This window comes from Marinomonas alcarazii, from assembly GCF_003208215.1.
In the GTDB taxonomy this organism is placed as follows: domain Bacteria; phylum Pseudomonadota; class Gammaproteobacteria; order Pseudomonadales; family Marinomonadaceae; genus Marinomonas; species Marinomonas alcarazii.
The window spans coordinates 310766-328451 of record NZ_QKLW01000002.1 but is presented as its reverse complement, the minus strand read 5'-3'; the positions used below and the strand labels follow the sequence as shown (position 1 = coordinate 328451).

17 protein-coding genes are annotated in these 17686 nt (G+C 43.7%); 10 read left to right on the top strand and 7 right to left on the bottom strand.

Features of this window, described 5'->3' with window-relative positions:
• Positions 1-79 precede the first annotated feature (79 nt).
• Positions 80-688, top strand: coding sequence for a TetR/AcrR family transcriptional regulator (locus DFP75_RS06445; protein ID WP_110573448.1), 609 nt, complete (start codon positions 80-82; stop codon positions 686-688).
• 80 nt (positions 689-768) lie between these two features.
• On the opposite strand, the gene DFP75_RS06440 is transcribed toward DFP75_RS06445, so the two are convergent.
• A complete protein-coding gene (locus DFP75_RS06440; RefSeq protein WP_110573446.1) occupies positions 769-1854 on the bottom strand; it encodes a DUF3549 family protein in 1086 nt (361 codons plus the stop codon).
• A gap of 100 nt (positions 1855-1954) precedes the next feature.
• Between DFP75_RS06440 and DFP75_RS06435 the strand changes: the two genes are divergently transcribed.
• From DFP75_RS06435 to can, 5 genes are all read left to right on the top strand, one after another.
• Complete coding sequence (locus DFP75_RS06435; RefSeq protein WP_110573444.1) at positions 1955-2296, top strand: YqcC family protein; 342 nt, start codon at positions 1955-1957, stop codon at positions 2294-2296.
• Positions 2293-3159: a DUF1853 family protein gene (locus DFP75_RS06430; protein ID WP_110573442.1), complete on the top strand. Its 867-nt coding sequence runs from the start codon at positions 2293-2295 to the stop codon at positions 3157-3159. Before DFP75_RS06435 ends, DFP75_RS06430 begins: the two co-directional genes overlap by 4 nt.
• Positions 3160-3208: 49 nt before the next feature.
• The gene (locus DFP75_RS06425) at positions 3209-5236 is read left to right on the top strand and encodes a putative bifunctional diguanylate cyclase/phosphodiesterase (RefSeq protein WP_110573440.1); all 2028 of its coding nucleotides are present in this window, start codon (positions 3209-3211) and stop codon (positions 5234-5236) included.
• A gap of 119 nt (positions 5237-5355) precedes the next feature.
• Positions 5356-6213, top strand: coding sequence for a putative RNA methyltransferase (locus DFP75_RS06420; protein WP_110573438.1), 858 nt, complete (start codon positions 5356-5358; stop codon positions 6211-6213).
• Positions 6206-6838, top strand: a complete 633-nt coding sequence (gene can, locus DFP75_RS06415; RefSeq protein ID WP_110573436.1) for a carbonate dehydratase — start codon at positions 6206-6208, stop codon at positions 6836-6838. Before DFP75_RS06420 ends, can begins: the two co-directional genes overlap by 8 nt.
• A 98-nt stretch (positions 6839-6936) precedes the next feature.
• Here the strand turns inward: can and DFP75_RS06410 are convergent, their stop codons facing one another.
• Both DFP75_RS06410 and DFP75_RS06405 read right to left on the bottom strand, forming a co-directional pair.
• Complete coding sequence (locus DFP75_RS06410) at positions 6937-7890, bottom strand: LysR family transcriptional regulator (protein WP_110573433.1); 954 nt, start codon at positions 7888-7890, stop codon at positions 6937-6939.
• A gap of 102 nt (positions 7891-7992) precedes the next feature.
• The gene (locus DFP75_RS06405; RefSeq protein ID WP_110573431.1) at positions 7993-9183 is read right to left on the bottom strand and encodes an AGE family epimerase/isomerase; all 1191 of its coding nucleotides are present in this window, start codon (positions 9181-9183) and stop codon (positions 7993-7995) included.
• A 186-nt stretch (positions 9184-9369) separates the two neighbouring features.
• Between DFP75_RS06405 and DFP75_RS06400 the strand changes: the two genes are divergently transcribed.
• Together DFP75_RS06400 and DFP75_RS06395 are read left to right on the top strand one after the other, a co-directional pair.
• Positions 9370-10596, top strand: a complete 1227-nt coding sequence (locus DFP75_RS06400; RefSeq protein WP_110573429.1) for an ROK family transcriptional regulator — start codon at positions 9370-9372, stop codon at positions 10594-10596.
• On the top strand, positions 10593-12095 hold the full coding sequence (locus DFP75_RS06395) for a TyrR/PhhR family helix-turn-helix DNA-binding protein (protein WP_110573427.1): 1503 nt from the start codon (positions 10593-10595) through the stop codon (positions 12093-12095). Before DFP75_RS06400 ends, DFP75_RS06395 begins: the two co-directional genes overlap by 4 nt.
• 61 nt (positions 12096-12156) lie before the next feature.
• On the opposite strand, the gene DFP75_RS18385 is transcribed toward DFP75_RS06395, so the two are convergent.
• From DFP75_RS18385 to DFP75_RS06380, 4 genes are all read right to left on the bottom strand, one after another.
• Positions 12157-12318 (bottom strand): hypothetical protein, encoded by a 162-nt coding sequence (locus DFP75_RS18385; RefSeq protein WP_175404934.1) that lies wholly within the window; start codon positions 12316-12318, stop codon positions 12157-12159.
• A 235-nt stretch (positions 12319-12553) separates the two neighbouring features.
• Positions 12554-13375: an HAD-IIB family hydrolase gene (locus DFP75_RS06390; RefSeq protein WP_110573425.1), complete on the bottom strand. Its 822-nt coding sequence runs from the start codon at positions 13373-13375 to the stop codon at positions 12554-12556.
• A gap of 139 nt (positions 13376-13514) precedes the next feature.
• Positions 13515-13865, bottom strand: coding sequence for a HopJ type III effector protein (locus tag DFP75_RS06385; RefSeq protein WP_110573423.1), 351 nt, complete (start codon positions 13863-13865; stop codon positions 13515-13517).
• Positions 13866-13920: 55 nt separating this feature from the next.
• Positions 13921-15120 carry a Bcr/CflA family multidrug efflux MFS transporter gene (locus tag DFP75_RS06380; protein ID WP_110573421.1) on the bottom strand — a complete coding sequence of 400 codons (1200 nt, stop codon included), beginning with the start codon at positions 15118-15120 and terminating at the stop codon, positions 13921-13923.
• Positions 15121-15420: 300 nt separating this feature from the next.
• On the opposite strand from DFP75_RS06380, the gene DFP75_RS06375 reads away from it, so the two are divergent.
• Positions 15421-17307, top strand: a complete 1887-nt coding sequence (locus DFP75_RS06375; RefSeq protein WP_110573419.1) for an ABC transporter ATP-binding protein — start codon at positions 15421-15423, stop codon at positions 17305-17307.
• A gap of 36 nt (positions 17308-17343) precedes the next feature.
• A complete protein-coding gene (locus DFP75_RS06370; protein WP_110573417.1) occupies positions 17344-17673 on the top strand; it encodes a DMT family transporter in 330 nt (109 codons plus the stop codon).
• Positions 17674-17686 lie beyond the last annotated feature (13 nt).

The following is a 17686-nucleotide window of genomic DNA, read 5'->3' as shown; positions in this document are numbered from 1 at the left end:
GGTTTGCTAATTAAATACCAGTCGGTACAATAAGGCCAAAAGAACAGTATGTCAAATTAAAATACTAGGTGGTATTAAAATGAGTTTAGATCCAATTAAGCCTTCAAGGGGACGACCAAAGACCTTGGATCGTGATCATGTTTTGGATGTGGCAATGGATTCCTATTGGAAAGAGGATATAGGCAGTTTGTCTCTTAATGAAATTTGCAGGAGATCGGGTGTATCGAAGCCAGGCCTTTATCGTGAGTTTTCAAATGAAGATGGATTGATGAAGGCTGTTCTTATCAGATATCAGGAACTAGTTTTAAGCCCGGTGCAGCAGATGCTGAATAGTGACGTTCCATTTAGAGAGGCTCTTGATAACCTTATATCGTTTGCCGCTTCAGTTAGTTGTCATGATGAATCTCCAAATGGCTGTCTTTTTATAAAAATGCGTGAATCACGAACGCATTTGGGTGAAGCGACTCGAGCGCAGGTAGACTTTCTTGAAGAGCAGGGTCTTGTTACTTTTCAAAAATGGGTAGAGCGTTCAAGGGCTAAAGGTGAGTTTTCTGCAGAGATGTCGTCAGAATTTGCCGCTACTTATATCGATGCACAGCTAAGTAACGCTTCGTCTCAGATAGCGCGCGGTGAAGATCCGCAGATGGTTCAGAAAATACTCGTGGCTGCTCTTTCAATATTGAAGTAGAGCTATGTTAAAAGCCAGAGTCTGGGTTGTTCATTTCAAACACTCCAGACTCTGGTTATCGCAATGTTAACTCTTCCCAATCACTGCACTGACTTTGGTGTTTGGGTGAATATGTAACTCACGGCTTGGGCCAGTTTCGGGCTGATGTGTCCACCGCGCAGTAATGTCCAAAGTGGTTGTTTGGTTTCTGGGTGTTGGCTTAGTTCTGCCGTGATTTGTTTAAAGGCGATATAGCCGTCTTCTCGGTGTGCCAGTTTTTCCATGATGATGCGCAGTAGCTGTGGGTTTTGACCAAGCCAGTGTGGGCATTTTGCTGCAAGGGCGGCGATAGGGTGAAGGTCGTCGTCTTTGCATTCGGTTAGACTGCCAAGTAGGCCAAACAACGGCAATAATAGCGTGTCGTTTAAATCGGCTCTTGATAAGGCGCGTAGGTAGCTTGCCTGCATGAGAGCGTCTTGTTCGGTTTGCAGTTGCGCAATAAGCGTTTCTTGCAATTGGCTAGATAGAGTCTCGTGTTCTAGTGCGTGACATAGGGCGCTAACAACGGGCTTGGCGGCTTGTTGAATCGCTTTTTGTATTAGGGCTTGGTATTTGTTTTCGTCTACTCTAGCGGCGAGTTCGGCAATGCCTTGCAGTCCTAGCGTTTGCCAGTTTTCGTCGTTTTCTGTTAGGTCTGACGATAAATATGTTACGACGTCGTCGAAGTAGTGCGATGGCGCTGTGTGAAGGTCTTTGCCAAGAATGGCGTGAAAGCTCGCCATGCGTTCTTGGTCTGGTTTGAAGGCGTAAGGGCTGTCTTCAAGGGCTTCTGACAAGCCTGCTTCTTCACCTTTGTGCAGTATTTTGTCGACAATGCTTTTGATAAAATGATCACGTGTTCCCAAGTTTAGGCAGCCAGCTTCGTCGAGTGGTAATTTTATAAACCAAATTACACCTTGTTCAACGAGGTCTTCTTTTTTGGATTTTTTGCCTTGTTGGTTTTTCATGTTTAATAAGCAGGCTAACCAAGCATGTTGGCGAAATGGGAAAGGGTAGGCTTGCTGTTTACGGTCGAATTGCACCGCTTGTTGCGGTGTGATTTTGGTGATGTTGCGACCTAGGTCGTAGTAGCTTACATCGCAACCAACCATGTCGAAGAGGTCTGAAAGAGATTCGATTTTATTCATACTAAAGTTTGGGCTCATATGGCCGATAATAGTACTTCATGTACTGTTATCGCTTAAACAAAGATTCGCTATCTTACCGTTTTTCAAAGGAGAAATCAGGTTGAAAAAAGCCTTTTCTGCCCATCATGTGTTGGCTGATTTATTGATGGACTTGCAAGTGGCAATGCAAGATTGTGGTGTTTGGGAGTGTGAGGCGCCTTCGGCAGAGGCTATTGCCAGTACAGAACCTTTCTGTGTTGATTCTATGGCATTCGAGCAGTGGTTGCGTTTTGTAATGATAGAGCGCTTTAAAAAGATGTTGGCGTCGGGGGAGACGTTACCTAGTCGTTGCCATATTTCGCCTATGGCGGAGGAAGCGTTTCAACATAAGCCTAAGGCGAAAGTTCGCTCTCTGGTGACGTGTTTAAACCGTATTGATCAGCATTTAAGCGGGGCTCTGTGATTTCGGATCGCGTTCAACATCCCTTTGTAAAAGACATTGCTTGGCTGGTTGAAGGGCATTATATTGAGCGTGATTTTGAGCTTGAGCCATATTGGTTGCCAGATGTTGAGGCGCAATTATTAGCGTTGGATGATCAACCGCAACCTTTGGTCGACGCTGTTACAGCGTGCAAGTCGCATTTTCTTGGTAGTTATTTCGAAACTTTGTTTTCGTTTGCGATTCGACACCTGTCTGTTTTGACGGTGCATTATGAGCATGTTCAGATTGTTTCTGAGGTTAGGACCTTGGGTGAAGTAGACATGCTGGTGGAAACGCCCGAAGGGCAGCTTCATCAATTTGAGATTGCTATTAAGTTTTATTTAGAGCGCCAAGATTTATACCCAGATCATTGGATAGGGCCAAATAAAAACGACAGTTTATTAAAGAAGGTGTCCAGAGCTAGGGATCATCAATTACAAATTTTGCAGACTGAAGAAGGCAAGAGTGCCATTGCAGAGGTTGCTCAAGGCCGCACGCCTCAGGCTAATTTGTTGATTTTTGGTCGGTTGTATTCTGCGTTGGATCAAGGTTACGATATATCGAGTTGGCTGACCCAGACAAATTATGGTGGTTGGGTTAGAGCGTCTGACTTTATGTCATTAAAGTCGTATTTTTCAAATTTTTTCGTCTTACAAAAGCCTCATTGGTTGTCTTCTCCCGCTGTAAATGAGAATATTTCTTTCAATTTTCCGCAATTTGCCTACAATCTCGTAGGTGAGATCCTACAGGATTCACGTCCAAGACACGTGTTTTTGTGGCAAGCTGCTGATGCAGCATCGGGGGACATAGGCAAGCATCTGTTTGTTGTGCCAGATTCATGGTGATAGTTTGTGAGGCCTCTAGTATCAAAACGTATAGTAGTATTTAAAGTTGATGACTGATTTATCAATGCTTGTGCATGCAAAAATGCCATTAGCTGCTTGGATTATAGATATCGAGAAATCGAATGTTCCTTGGTGCAATGACGCTGCAGAGGTGCTGTTAGCTGACTCTTTGGATGGCATTAAATCCGGCCAACGCCTGATTGGTGAAGCGCTACAAAAACGTTTTTCTTTGTACATCGATGCATTGGAATTGGGCGCTATATTGCCTTTCAAATGGCCCTATGTGTCCAAAGATGGCTCGCGTTACAGTGTTACTGGAACGGTGATTTCATTAGGTAATGGGCGCAGAGGCTTATTGGCCGAGGCGCACCCAAGTGTTTCGACTGTTAGTTTGCCTGCTTCTGCAATTGCTACCACTGTGCCTTCTACTCTTATGCAGGTTCCAGACTCCCCTGGATTGCTGACTCAATTCAAAACCTTATCTTTTGCTACTTTTTACCCTCACGGGGAATTGATTGAGGCCAGCGAATGCTTTGTTGATGTGTTTGGTGATATTCAACACATAAGAGATTTATTTGCTGTTACAGGTGCCGCTAACAGTTTTATGCGGCGTATAAAGCGACAAGATTGTCTATCGCAGGAAATACGACTAACCAGTAAACAAGGAGTTCGTTGGTATAAAGTGGAGGTGTCTTACCATCACTCAACGAATAATGTTTATTTATTAACCCACGATATTCAGGAAGAAAGAGACCACGAGGTCGCGTTATATCGCCTTCATAACTACGACAATTTAACCTTACTACCAAACCGAAATCTGCTTTATCAACAGCTGGAAAGTGCGCTGGTGAATGCACGCAAACGTGAGCGTCAGTTTGGTCTTTTGTATATCGACTTAGACAGTTTTAAAGTAATCAACGATAACTTTGGTCATCGCATTGGTGATGAGCTTATCCAGCGTGTTGCTGAACGAATTAAAACCTGTATTCCTCCCCGTGCTTGTTTGTATCGCTTGGGTGGCGATGAGTTTGTTGTGGTGCTGGAAAATACCAACGCCATCGACGAGTTGGAAGAGATTGCTGAGAGCATTATGCAAAACGCCAGCAATACGTATCTTGTTGCCAACATGGAAATGATGATCACCGCGAGTATTGGTATCGCCAGTTACCCTCAACATGCGAACGATATCGACAACTTGCTTAAAAATGCCGATGCCGCTATGTATCGCGCGAAGTCCACCGGTCACAATTTGTATTTTGTTTACGAAAGTCACATGGCTGACAACATAGATGCTCATCTGACTTTGGGTGGTGGTTTACGAAAAGCGATTGATGAAGAGCAGTTTGTTTTGCATTACCAACCTAAAGTTCGTTTGTGTGACGAAGAGGTGGTTGGGGCTGAAGCGCTTATTCGTTGGGTGCACCCAGAACTTGGGATGATCAGTCCCGATCAGTTTATTCCTTTAGCGGAAGAAAGCGGTTTGATTCTGCCTTTGGGTGAGTGGGTTATTCGACGGGCGTGTAGGCAGTTAAAAGAATGGCGTGAGTCCGGTGTTGCGCCTCTTAAGTTGTCGGTGAATTTATCGAGTCGGCAGTTTATGCAGGCCGATCTGGTCGATATGGTCGAAAGAGTGATGCAAGAAACTGGGGTTGATCCTGAGTATTTCGAACTTGAGTTAACCGAAAGTATGTTGATGACCGATGCTCAGCAATCGATTGATAAATTGCATGGTTTTAGAAAGTTGGGCTTAACCTTGTCCATTGATGACTTTGGTACTGGCTATTCTTCCTTGGCGTATTTAAAAAAATTCCCAATTCAAACCCTAAAAATAGACAGATCTTTTATTAATGATTTGGGGCTAGATTCTGATAACGATGCAATCGTAAAAGCCACTATAGCGATGGCGAAGAGTTTGAATTTAAAAGTCATTGCCGAAGGGGTCGAAACTCGAACGCAGTTTGATTTATTAAGTGGTTATGGCTGCCAAGAGGTGCAAGGGTATTTATTTTCCAAACCTTTATGTGGGGAAGAATTTTTGCGCTATGTGAACAGTCAGAATGTGGTTGCTTTTGCATAAACAGTAGCCTTTTTGCCAATGACATAAAAAATCATGGAGGCTTTAGGTTTTTTGATGTTCAGGCTGTTGGTAAATAGGGTATCCTTTCGCACGCGAAATTATTAACCGATGAGTAAACTGTGTCGACGCTTGAAAACCTTTCTTGTCCGATAGATTCCACACCATTAAGCCGCGATCAGCGTAGTTTAAAGTGTGAACAAGGACACTCTTTTGACCTAGCCAAATCTGGCTATGTAAACCTTCTTCCTGTGCAAAATAAGCGATCAAAAGACCCTGGCGACAGCAAGGAAATGGTCGCGTCTAGGCAATCTTTTCTGAATCAAAAGCACTATTTTCCTATTGTTCAGGCTATTCTTGATTCTTGGCCAAAAAGCCATTTGTTAACGGGGATGCGTGTTCTGGATGCAGGTTGTGGCGAAGGCTACTATCTGGATGAAATCGGGCAGGCGCTATCGAAGCAAAATATCCAAATGGAACGCTGTGGGTTGGATATATCTAAGTGGGCGATTACCGCGGCGAGCAAACGCGATAAGTCAGCAAGTTGGATCGTCGGTAGCAACGCCAGCTTGCCTATGCCGGATGAACGTTTTGATTTGGTATTATGCTTATTTGGCTTTCCAGTATTTACAGAATTTTCACGTGTACTGACTGACAATGGCTTGATGTTGCTGGTGGAGTCGGGCCCAGAGCATCTTATTGAATTGCGAAAAATACTTTATCCTTCTATTCATGAATACAAACAGACTTTTTCTGCTGGTGTGCCTGGTTTTGACCTTGTGCTAGAGCAAGCAGAAACCTTTACTTTCAGTCTAGATTCGCAAGAAAAAATACAGAATTTGTTAAGTATGACGCCGCATATCCATAAGGCGTCATATGAAGGCCGAGAGGCTGTTCAACAACTTGAATCCATTATGCTAACGGCAGATATTAAACTCCGCTGGTATCAAAAACACGCTAAGGAAATGAGCCATGTCTAATGATTTAGAGGATCTTTTTGCTAAAAATAGAGAGTGGGCTGCCAAGGTAACCAAAGAAGATCCAGAGTTCTTTTCCACATTGTCCAAACAGCAAAAGCCTGAATACCTTTGGATTGGGTGTGCAGATAGTCGTGTACCAGCAAACCAAATTGTAGACCTTTTACCGGGTGAAGTTTTTGTACACCGTAATATTGCTAACGTGGTTGTGCATACCGATTTGAATTGTTTGTCGGTTATCCAGTTTGCGGTGGATGTGCTAAAAGTAAAACACATCATGGTCGTTGGTCACTATGGCTGTGGTGGCATTAAGGCGGCTATGGGCACTGAAGAGCATGGCATGATAGATAACTGGTTGCGCCATATTAAAGACGTGTATCGCCTACATAGGGATGAGCTGGACGCTATTAGCGACATGCATACACGCTTTGATCGCATGTGTGAATTGAACGTGGTTGAGCAGGTTGCGAACGTTTGCCAGAGCAGTATTGTTCAAAACGCTTGGAGAACGGGCCAAGAGCTTCACGTTCATGGCTGGTGTTATAGTATTGATAACGGGCACATTACCGATCTAAAAAGAACCGTGTCTAGCGCGGAAGAGTGCGCTCAGCAGATGTTAAACATGTAATATTTTGCACTGCACTTAGGTGGAATATAAGCATAAAAAAACGAGCCAATGGCTCGTTTTTTTATATTTGGTTTTGGCTTGTGAAGAGCATCAATCAATTAGAGGTTGTTGTTTTCTGCGATGGTTTTAGCACAACCTGCGATGCTTGAGCGTATCCAGATATGGCCTGGATCATGTTGAAGTAATGGGCTCCACAACATTTTCAGTTCGACAGGCGGGATCTCAAATGGCGGTGGAAGAACCACAACCTTATCATTATCTTTCATTAGGCGAGTCGCTAAGGATGGCAGTGTGGCGATTAGCCCTAGCTGTTCCGTAGCGCGCATGGCAACGTTGTAGTTGCGGGTAAATAAACGAATATTGCGTTTAAAACCTAGATCCGCCAAGGAGCCGTCGACCCAACCCAACTTTTGAACTTCTTCTGGTTGAATTCCGACACCAACGCCAAATCCGGTTTTACTCACCCAAACATGGCGGGACTGGAGGTAAGTGTCTAATGAAAAGTTTTTGGCAATTTCAGAATTAGCAGGCACCAAACAAGAGAAGTGATCGACCCACACGGACTTCTGGTGGAAAGATTGCGGTAGCGTGTCAAAGCGATTGATCACTAAGTCTACCTTGCCTTTCTCAACATCGTGAAAGCTAACGTCACTTGGGTTCATAACGTCAAGGATAACATTAGGCGCTTCTTCTTGAAGCTTCTTCATTAGCGGTGGAATGAGCGTTGCCTCTGCGTAATCGCTCGCCATGATACGAAAAACACGTGAACTGGATTCGGCCTCGAAGCTTTGCCCAAGGTGAAGCACTTCATCAACGGATTGAAGGATGCTTTGAACACGAGGTTGCAGCTGTATTGCGAGTGCGGTTGGCATCATGCCATCGCTGGTTCTGACCAGTAATGGATCGTGAAATAAATCTCTTAGACGTCGTAAGCCGTTACTCATGGCGGGTTGGGTGATGCCAAGCTGATTGGCTGCATGGGTGACGTTTTGCTCCCGTAACAAGGAGTCTAAATAACGAAGTAAATTGAGGTCTATTTTGTCTAACTGCATAAAGAAAGGGGCTCGCGTCCACTAACGTAGGGGCTGCATCATACTCCATTTTGGCTATAAATAGAATGATCACCCTTTAGTTAGTGGGGGCATTGCCGAGCGTTAATCTTGTTGGCTGAGCTGCTCTATCACTTCATAACAAGCGCCCATGGTGTGATAGTCTGTTTTGCCTGCAGGGCTTTTACAGTCATCATAGGCTTTGTTGTCTTGGGTTAGGATGCGAAACCAAGCGCCATATTTGTGATCGATCATGTGTGACCAGCTGTATTGCCAGAGTTGTTGGTATTTGTCCCAGTAATGGGCCTCTTTTGTGTAGATAGCGAGCATAGCTGCAGCAGCAAAAGATTCCGCCTGAACCCAAAAATACTTGTCGCCATCGCAGACATTTCCTTTAGGATCGTAGCCATAGCATAAACCACCATTAGTGTTGTCCCATGACTTTTCCCATGCCGAATTGAATAGCTTCTGAGCGGTTGGGATTAGCCAGTCTTGAGGTGAGCGTTGGTGTATTAATAGCAGTAATTTAGACCATTCTGTTTGGTGGCCTGGTTGAAATCCCCAAGGGCGGAACAAATGTTTAGGGTCGTCTTTGTTGTAGTCCCAATCGACTTGCCAGTCTGTTGTGTAATGCTCCCAAATTTCACCGCCAGCAAGAGCGGCTTGGCGAACACAAATGTTTTGGGCCAGCAAAATCGCGCGTTCGAGATAGTGGGTTTCTTGTGTGGCATCATAAGCTGCTAATAGCGCCTCGCAGCTGTGCATATTGGCATTTTGACCACGATAAGGCGAAACCGTTTGCCAGTCGTTGGATATTTCGTCTTTGTACAAGCCAAATTCAGCGTCCCAAAAATGTGTTTCCATGGTATCAAAGGTTTCTTTTATCCATGCTTTTGCTTCTTTTACGCCTGCTTTATAGGCGGTTGAATAAGCAAGCATGACAAAGGCAAAACCATAGCAATGATTGGTTTCGTCGAGATTTTCTTCTTTGCTCAGTAGCCAAACATAGCCGCCATTTTCACGACGATGACGGTTTCTTAAATAGTTGAGACCGTGCTGAACGGCTTCCAAATACGCGGTATTGTTAGTGGCTTGATAAGCTTTTGCGTAGTTGAAGACGAAGCGAGTGCTGCTAACAAGGTGGCGAGTATCGGCGTCATAAATGTCGCCGTTGTCTTTGAAGAATTGAAAGAAACCACCTGTTTTATCGATGCAGTTTGGGTGATAAAACGCCATGGTAGATTGAATATGGTCGTTTAAAAAATCAATAGATTGAAAGTCTGGAAAAGAGTTCATGACGAGGTCCTTGTATTGGGCTTTGCTCACCGTAGTGGCCCTTTATTGTTTTGCAAAAGAAGTATCGATCAAAAATACAGCGTTTAAAGACGTTTCTCTCATCTTAATGAGTTATATTATTAAATCAATTAGATTTATTAAATGGTAGCGATTAGTTTACAGGCCAAAGCATAAGAGTAGGGTTATATGAAATCTTCTGGTAGCACCTCAGAGCAAAGTCGGATTTATAATGAGCGAATAATCCTTCGTTTGGTTCGACAGCATCCTGATATTTCAAGAGTGAGCATTGCAGAGCAAACTGGGCTAAGTGCGCAAACGATTTCGGTCATTACGTCTTCTTTATTAGATCGTCAGTTGCTTCATGTCGCAGGTAAGGTGAAAGGGCGAAGAGGCCAGCCTTCGATCAAATTAAGCATTAATAAAAAGGGAGCATATGGTCTGGGTATTAATGTCGACCGGGATCATATTAGTGCGGCCTTGTTGGACTTTAGTGGCGCGTGTGTTCTATTGATTGAACGCGCGGTGTCTTTTCCAACGGAAGACATGGCCAAGCAGATTGCGAGCGATTTGATTGAAGAAGTGAAAGTGACCTTGGGAGACGATTGGAGCCGAGTGCAGGGCATTGGTTTGACGCGTCCAGATTATATGGATTCTTGGTTGGAAACCTTGGTTACCGATCAGGATCAGTTGTCTAATTTAGACTCCCTAAAAAACGCTTTATCCTATTGGCGCTCGGACGCATTTGAGACTTGGCTGGCTGACTCAACAGGGCTGGTTTGCTTTTGTGAAAATGATGCGGTTGCTGCTGCAACCAGTGAATTGTTGTTAGCGCCGGGCGTATTGCCGTTTGATTTCTTTTATTTGTTTGTCAGTACGGCGTGTGGCGGAAGCGTGGTCACCAATGGCGAATGTTATTTTGGTTCCCATGGCAAAGCAGGCAGTTTTGGGCTTATTCCAACCGCGACAGGCAAACACGGAAAATGGATTTTAGAGGCTTTGTCATTATCATCGCTACGACGCTTTTTATGGTCAAATCAGCTCACTTGGCCACAGTCTGATGAAACATGGCTGGACGATGTTTATATCAAGGCGGTGGCGCGCTGGTCGAATGAAGTGGCTGGCGAAGTAGCTTCTGCTTTAGCTGCGGTGGTGGCTTTATACGACCCTGAAGCGATTTTAATTGGCGGACGTTTACCCGCGACAGTACTAACATCGTTGATTGGTGAGCTTGAAAAAGAGGTTGCTGAGCAAAGTACCTTGCCTATACCTCCAATTCGTTGTGCGCAAACAGGGCAAACGGCTGGCGTATTAGGTGCGGCGGTATTGCCGCTTTATGAAATCTTTGCGCCACAAAAAAACTTACTGTTACTGAGTTCTAAAGACAAACAGCGAAATACTAGAGAGAGACCATGAGAGTAGAAATACAGTGCGAAGATCGAATTGGGATGGTGCGAGAAGCACTTGACCTGTTTATTCCTCATGGCATTGATATGCGGTTAGTTGAGGTAGATACAAAGCGCCGTTGTATTTATTGTGGATTTCCAGATATTCCTTTTCCAAAACTGCAACAACTCTTGGCGGATATTCGTCGTTTAGAAAGTGTTGAAGATGTGAAAACCGTTATGTTTACGCCTTCTGAGCGGGAGCATAATGCGATTTATACGCTATTAGAAGCCTTGCCAGACGGTGTCATATCGGTGGATTTAAAAGGCTACATTACGATGGCAACGGAGCTGGCGGCTGAGGATTTGAATGTCTCTGTCGCGGATTTACTGCATCAACCCCTACAGCGTTTTATAAAAGGCGTGAACCTCGCAAAGGACATTTGGGCGAATCCACGAGAAGGGATGACTAAGCGCATCCGCATTCGTAACAAAACGCTGTTGCTAGAAATGAAACCTATTTTTGTCAGCGATGACGATGGGGTGACTAACCCTGCTGGAACCGTTATTTATCTAAAATCGAAAACGCGATTGGATCGTCAAACGGCCAGCTTGAAACGAGCGCCAGACGCTGAGGCCCATTTCGAAGCGTATTTTAAACCTTCTGTTATTAAAAGTGAGCCAATGAGAAAAGCGTTGGCGCAGGCAAAAGCCTTTGCTGATGTGTCTATGCCGCTCTTGGTACAAGGCGAAATGGGAACAGGGAAGCGTGATCTGATTGACGCATTGTTTCAATATTGGAATAAACAACAAGGTGAATTAGAAGCACAATTAATTGTCCGTAACGCTCGCGATATTACTGGCTCCGATATCGCGACACTGGATCAAATGTCCGGTTGGCTTGTGATTGAGGACATAGAGCATTTAGACGAGGGCATACAGGTTGAGCTAGCACATTGGTTGGCTCGACAGCCAGGAACGGGAACCAGTCTCGATTCGAATTTACGCATCATCAGCACATCAGTACTCAGTCAAGCTCAGTTAGCGGATGGTAAAACGCTGCATTCAGGTTTGTATTTCTCTTTGGCGACGCTTGTTTTGGCAGTTCCTGCCCTGCGAGATCGTCGTGAGGATCTTGAAGGCTTGGTTCAACAAATTATCTCGACTCAAGCCGAGCGTTATCGGTTGCCGGTGGCGAGTTTGTCTAAACCTGCTTTGATCAAATTGGCTTTGTATCACTGGCCTGGCAATTTAAAAGAACTGCAAAATACTTGCTTGCAGACATTGCTGACGGCGAAAAATAGGGAATGGACAGCAGACGATATTCATTTGCCTGAAGACAATAATGCTAAGGCGGTGTCTATGGTGTTACAGCAGGGCTCGTTAGAAAAAACCGTAAAACAATGGGAGGCTGATTTACTAAAACAACTGTACCCAAGTTACCCAAGTACAAGGCGGTTAGCGAAAGCCGTAGGGATGAGTCACAGCGCTATTGCAAATAAGCTAAAGGAATATGACATTAAAATATGATTAGTTAGCTGGGCTCACCAAGCGGTGTGTCCAGCTAAAATCGTATTTGGAAAAGACGTGATTAATAAGGACGCTTACGTTGAGGATGAGGGCGTTTTACCTTCTCTTGCTCAATCTTAATCGGTTGTAGTTTTGCTTTTGGCTGAAAAAAAGATTTCTGAACGTTGGCTACCAAGAAAGCAATTGCTGCGCAGGCAGCTATGAATAACAAAAATTCAAACATGGTGCTTCTCCAAACTAATTATTCTGTAACAATCATGGTTCATAATGATCGTTGGGTAAAGTCAAATATGTTGTTTTTTGGTTAAAGAATGTAGAAATATACACTCTTTACGCAACGTATCGCTCTAAAAAATCTTTGTAGCATGGTAAGTATGAACACTTACCAACCAATAATGGCGTTAGATTTTGCAAAATCAACCATTACGCTACGAAAGAATTCTTTACTAGCTCAAAAACTACAAGTCGTATCTTTTTCTTAGATACTTAGCGACGCCGTCTTCGTCATGGTGACCAATAACATCACTCGCTGCTTCTTTCACGTGAGACAATGCATTTTCAGTTGCAAACGCTTCATCTGAGTGAGAGAACATAGTCAAATCATTATCGCCATCACCAAAGACGATAAGCTTTTCGGCACCAATTTCAGCTTTAAGTTCCATGAGCGCAGAACCTTTACAAACATTACTGTGATGGATGTCTAACCAAAAAGCCTCTGGGTTATAAATGCCACCACCAGAATAAGCGGTTAAATGACTGTGCTTTTGGGAATCTTCGATAATTTTGTCTATACGCGTAGGGTGTCCCATAGCGCTGATATTCGTGATCTTTGAACGATTAGACAGTTCACTAATGGGATGGAGGCTCATGTTTGTATGATTGCCCAGTTCATTCGCAATGTGGTCGCTTAGGTGCCCAGTTAATGGTGAATGATAGACTTTGTGGGAGCCATCTTCTTCTAAGCAAAAAACAAAAGGCGTGATTTGGTTTTCTTCAAAAGAGCTTAGTAGTTCAGAGATATGGCTTTGTGATAACAGGCTACGATGACGGTACGTGTTCTGTTTAGGGTCCCACCATTCAACGCCATTTTTAAAAATCTGCCAGTTTGGAAAGTCATGACCTTCGATGCAAGGCATGGCAGCAAAGTGTGTGCGGCCTGTTGCGACAGTGTAAAATATGCCTGCAGACTTTAAACGCTCTAGCGTTTCTAGTGTGTAATCAGACAATCTTTGATGTCTATTTAGTAGGGTTCCATCTAGGTCAAATGCTACTAATTCCATAATCACCTCATCTTTTCATTGCCTAGCACTATCGCATTTTATGAGAGAGGAGTTCAACCTATTTAGGCTGGGTTTAAAAGAGGATTTTTAGAGCATGAGGAAAAAAAGGGCAACCACAGAAACTATGGTTGCCCGCAGGCTAGGCTTTGTGTGCTAGCGCTTGTGCTGTAAAGCGAATGCCATCCCAGCCATTTTCCATGAATTGACGAATGTTCTGGTGGTCGCTGGCTTCTGGATTTTCTAAAACATCGACACGGTAAAAATCACCAAATAAATTTAGGGTTTCGACTTCTGTGAGTTGGTGAATGGATCCGAAAGAAAAAATCTTACAAGAACCATTGTTTTCATTAATGCCATTGGTCTGCTTGCCATTAGAAAACGCAGCTGGCGTGAAGTCGTATTCGCGCTCGATAACATCAATCACTTCTTTAAATTGTACTTGTTCAGGAGTGCTTTTGATTTTTTCGATGAGCGTTGCTGTGCTTAGCATGAGAGCCTCGTATAGTCAGTTATAAAAATGATTAATTGAAAGATAAATGGCGATATTAAGCCTGTTCTTTGTCCAATGATTTTGCGTAACGCACTGTGGCTTTAAATGTCACAAAGGCAATAATACCGCATGCAGCCATAGTGCCAAGCATTGGAACAAATGTGCCATTGTGAAGGAGGCTTACGACAACGCCGCCTAATGCTCCCATGGCAAAGCGAGATGTTCCTGCTAACGCCGTAACACTGCCATTATGGTTACCAGAATATTTAAGGGCACCAGCCATAAAACCGCTGCCTAAAATCCCCATGGGGCCAACAAAAAGCATGCTTGAAAGGACGATAAGCCAAATAGGCGGATGGTTGAAAAAACTCAAAACAATCATCAAGCAAGAGGCTGTAAGCGGGATGAAAATCGCGTATTTTGACAGAACTTCTGTGCCAAGTTTTTCCACGTAACGGCCATTGATTGTGGAGGCGATCATCATAGAAATAACATTAATACCAAGTAAAAAGCCAAAGTTTGCAGGGTCTACACCATAAACTTCGATATAGACAAATGAAGAGCCCGTAATAAAACTCATCATGCCGGTAAAATAAAAAGCAGAAGCGACGACATAGCCCATCACCGCGCGATTTTTTAAGAGAGTTATGTAGTTTTTAATGGCCTTTATAAAAGAGAACGGCGTTCTTTTTTCTATTGGCAGAGTTTCTGGTATGGTGCGCAAAAATAGGAATATAGCCAATGCCGCTAATATGCCTAAAAACACAAAAATATAATGCCAGCTCAGGATGGTTAAAATAAATCCACCGAGAATTGGCGCAGCCAAAGGGGCCAAAGCCATGACGAGCATGATCATCGACATGGCTTTAGCAAATTGGTTGATGGACATACCGTCTTTTACCAGAGCAGGAACACAAACGGCAACGGCCGCACCGCCTAGGGCTTGAATCGCGCGTCCAATCATTAGTATTTCGTAACTTTGGGCCAAGGCGCAGATAAAGCTACCAAGGGCAAAAACACCTAATCCGCCGACTATTACTTTACGGCGGCCAATGGCATCTGAAATAGGGCCAAACAGGATTTGTAAAAAGGCAAACACCACTAAATACATGCTGAGCGTCATTTGGATAAGGCTAATGTCTGTATTTAGCGTTTTGGAAATCGTTGGGATACTAGGAAGGTATGCGTCAATCGCTAATGGGGTTAAGCCTGACAAAAGGCCAAGCACCAAAACAATAGGAAAAGTTAGCTTCATATAATGACTTATCTAAATAGGTTAGCCTGAATTCATCTGGCAGAATTAATACCACCTAAATAGGTGGAAACCAATTATAATAGTTTTACGATGAGTAAGAGAATGTAATTGTGCAAACACTAAGTAAAGCTCAAAGATAGCAAATTGTAACCTTTGATCTTTTCTGGCCTTCAATTATATATCATGGTTCAATTTCGTCCCCCCTTATCATAAAAATGCTTCTTGCCTAGTTTGGCTCTACTTTTGTGGCGTTTTATTTTTTTTAATAGTGTCAGATTTAACGGTTTTATAAGGAATAACATGTTACGTTTTTTTGAAAAATGGGTGTCAGCATATCCTGATATTGAAGCCGGACAGGCACCGAAAACACTTTATGCATTTTGTCGCCATTTCTCTAAAGGGGTCGAGCTGCCTCTGATTTTGATGTCATTGCTTACGGCCGCTATTGCCATACTCGAAGTGACGCTATTTAGTTTTATGGGGCAATTGGTTGATTGGTTAATCAACAAAGACCCAGCGACCTTCTTTGCGGAAGAAGGCACACACCTATTGTTAATGTCATTGATGATTCTAGTCGCAATGCCTTTGGTGACTTTTTTGCACTCGGCGATTATTCACCAGACGTTATTGGGTAATTATCCGATGCGAATTCGTTGGTTGTCACATCACTATATTTTGCGTCAAAGCATGTCGTTTTTTCAGGACGAATTTGCCGGGCGTGTTTCCACTAAGGTAATGCAAACCTCATTAGCGGTTCGTGAAACGGTTATGAAACTGCTGGATGTGTTGGTTTACATCGCAGTGTATTTCATTTCTATGGTGGTTTTGATTGCTAAGGCTGATTACCGTTTGATGATCCCAATGTTGTGTTGGTTGGTTTGTTATGTGTTGTTGCAACTGTATTTTGTGCCTAAGTTAAAGAAAATCTCTTCAGAACAGGCCGACGCACGTTCTACCATGACAGGCCGCGTTGTAGACAGCTACAGCAATATTTCTACGGTGAAACTGTTTTCTCATCACCTGCGTGAAGCGGACTATGCTAAGGAAGGAATGGACGGTTTTTTGCAGACGGTTTATAAGCAAATGCGCCTTGTGACTATGTTGAATGTGGGCGTTCAAACTTGTAACTACGTTCTCGCTTTTTCGGTGGCGGCTTTGTCTATTTGGCTTTGGACGGGCAGCATCATCAGTGTTGGCGCGATTGCGATCGCCGTGAGTTTGGCGCTGAGATTAAACGGCATGTCCCAGTGGATTATGTGGGAAATTAGTGCGTTATTCGAAAACATCGGCATGGTTAACGATGGAATGAAAACCCTTTCTCGTCCTGTGGAAGTGACGGATAAACCAAATGCGCCAGTGCTTTCTGTTCCACACGGCGCTATTGATTACGATGCCATCAATTTTCACTATGGCAAGCAAGATAGCAAAGTGATTGAAAATCTCGTGCTATCGATTAAAGCGGGTGAAAAAGTGGGGTTAGTAGGGCGTTCCGGTGCAGGTAAATCCACTATAGTGAATTTGTTGATGCGCTTTCATGATGTTGAGTCAGGTCAAATTCGTATTGATGGGCAAAATATCAGTGATGTGACGCAAGACTCGTTACGTGCTCAGATCGGCATGGTGACGCAAGATACGTCTTTGTTACACCGAACTGTACGTGAGAACTTACTGTACGGTCGTCCTGATGCCACGGAAGAAGAAATGATCGCGGCTGCGAAACAAGCAGAAGCTCATGACTTCATCCAAAATTTAACTGACCCATATGGCAACGTTGGTTACGACGCCATGGTGGGAGAGCGTGGTATTAAGCTTTCTGGTGGTCAGCGTCAGCGTATAGCGATTGCTCGAGTCTTGTTGAAAGATGCGCCTTTGCTGATTTTAGACGAAGCAACTTCTGCACTGGATTCTGAAGTAGAAGCAGCCATTCAAGAAAGCTTATACAAACTGATGCAAGGCAAAACAGTGATCGCGATTGCTCACCGTTTATCTACCATTGCCGCGATGGATCGATTGATCGTTTTGGATAAAGGCCACATTGTAGAACAGGGTAGCCATGATGAGTTGATACAACATAAAGGCATTTATGCTTCGCTTTGGGCGCATCAGACGGGTGGTTTTTTGGCGGAAGACATTGATCTTGAAGAGATCGAAGTTGAAGACATTAACCTAGAAGAATCCACTAACTAATAGGCACTGTTGAGTGTCTAGTGAAGGCAAAAACTCATGACGTATTTTATTCTGTTCTTGGCCATACTTGCTGAAGTGATTGCAACGACAGCGTTAAAATCGTCAGAGTCTTTCACCAAGTTGGTTCCTAGTGTTGTATTGGTAGTTGGTTATGGTGTGTCTTTTTACTTGCTCACCATTGTTATGCGATCTATGCCGACCGGAGTGACTTACGCCATTTGGTCTGGGTTAGGCATAGTACTGATCTCTGTTTTTGGCTATCTATTCGCTAACGAAAAACTGGATCTAGCGGCCTGCATTGGTATGTCTTTGATTATCGCCGGTGTGGTGGTAATTAATGTTTTTTCTAAAACAATAAGCCACTGAGAAAAAGCGCACT

Bases quoted from the DNA above. Each gene is read 5' to 3' on its own strand.
- DFP75_RS06445 (WP_110573448.1), top strand. From the start codon at position 80: ATGAGTTTAGATCCAATTAAGCCTTCAAGGGGACGACCAAAGACCTTG.
- DFP75_RS06440 (WP_110573446.1), bottom strand. From the start codon at position 1,854: ATGAATAAAATCGAATCTCTTTCAGACCTCTTCGACATGGTTGGTTGC.
- DFP75_RS06425 (WP_110573440.1), top strand. From the start codon at position 3,209: ATGACTGATTTATCAATGCTTGTGCATGCAAAAATGCCATTAGCTGCT.
- can (WP_110573436.1), top strand. From the start codon at position 6,206: ATGTCTAATGATTTAGAGGATCTTTTTGCTAAAAATAGAGAGTGGGCT.
- DFP75_RS06410 (WP_110573433.1), bottom strand. From the start codon at position 7,890: ATGCAGTTAGACAAAATAGACCTCAATTTACTTCGTTATTTAGACTCC.
- DFP75_RS06405 (WP_110573431.1), bottom strand. From the start codon at position 9,183: ATGAACTCTTTTCCAGACTTTCAATCTATTGATTTTTTAAACGACCAT.
- DFP75_RS06400 (WP_110573429.1), top strand. From the start codon at position 9,370: ATGAAATCTTCTGGTAGCACCTCAGAGCAAAGTCGGATTTATAATGAG.
- DFP75_RS06395 (WP_110573427.1), top strand. From the start codon at position 10,593: ATGAGAGTAGAAATACAGTGCGAAGATCGAATTGGGATGGTGCGAGAA.
- DFP75_RS18385 (WP_175404934.1), bottom strand. From the start codon at position 12,318: ATGTTTGAATTTTTGTTATTCATAGCTGCCTGCGCAGCAATTGCTTTC.
- DFP75_RS06390 (WP_110573425.1), bottom strand. From the start codon at position 13,375: ATGGAATTAGTAGCATTTGACCTAGATGGAACCCTACTAAATAGACAT.
- DFP75_RS06385 (WP_110573423.1), bottom strand. From the start codon at position 13,865: ATGCTAAGCACAGCAACGCTCATCGAAAAAATCAAAAGCACTCCTGAA.
- DFP75_RS06380 (WP_110573421.1), bottom strand. From the start codon at position 15,120: ATGAAGCTAACTTTTCCTATTGTTTTGGTGCTTGGCCTTTTGTCAGGC.
- DFP75_RS06375 (WP_110573419.1), top strand. From the start codon at position 15,421: ATGTTACGTTTTTTTGAAAAATGGGTGTCAGCATATCCTGATATTGAA.
- DFP75_RS06370 (WP_110573417.1), top strand. From the start codon at position 17,344: ATGACGTATTTTATTCTGTTCTTGGCCATACTTGCTGAAGTGATTGCA.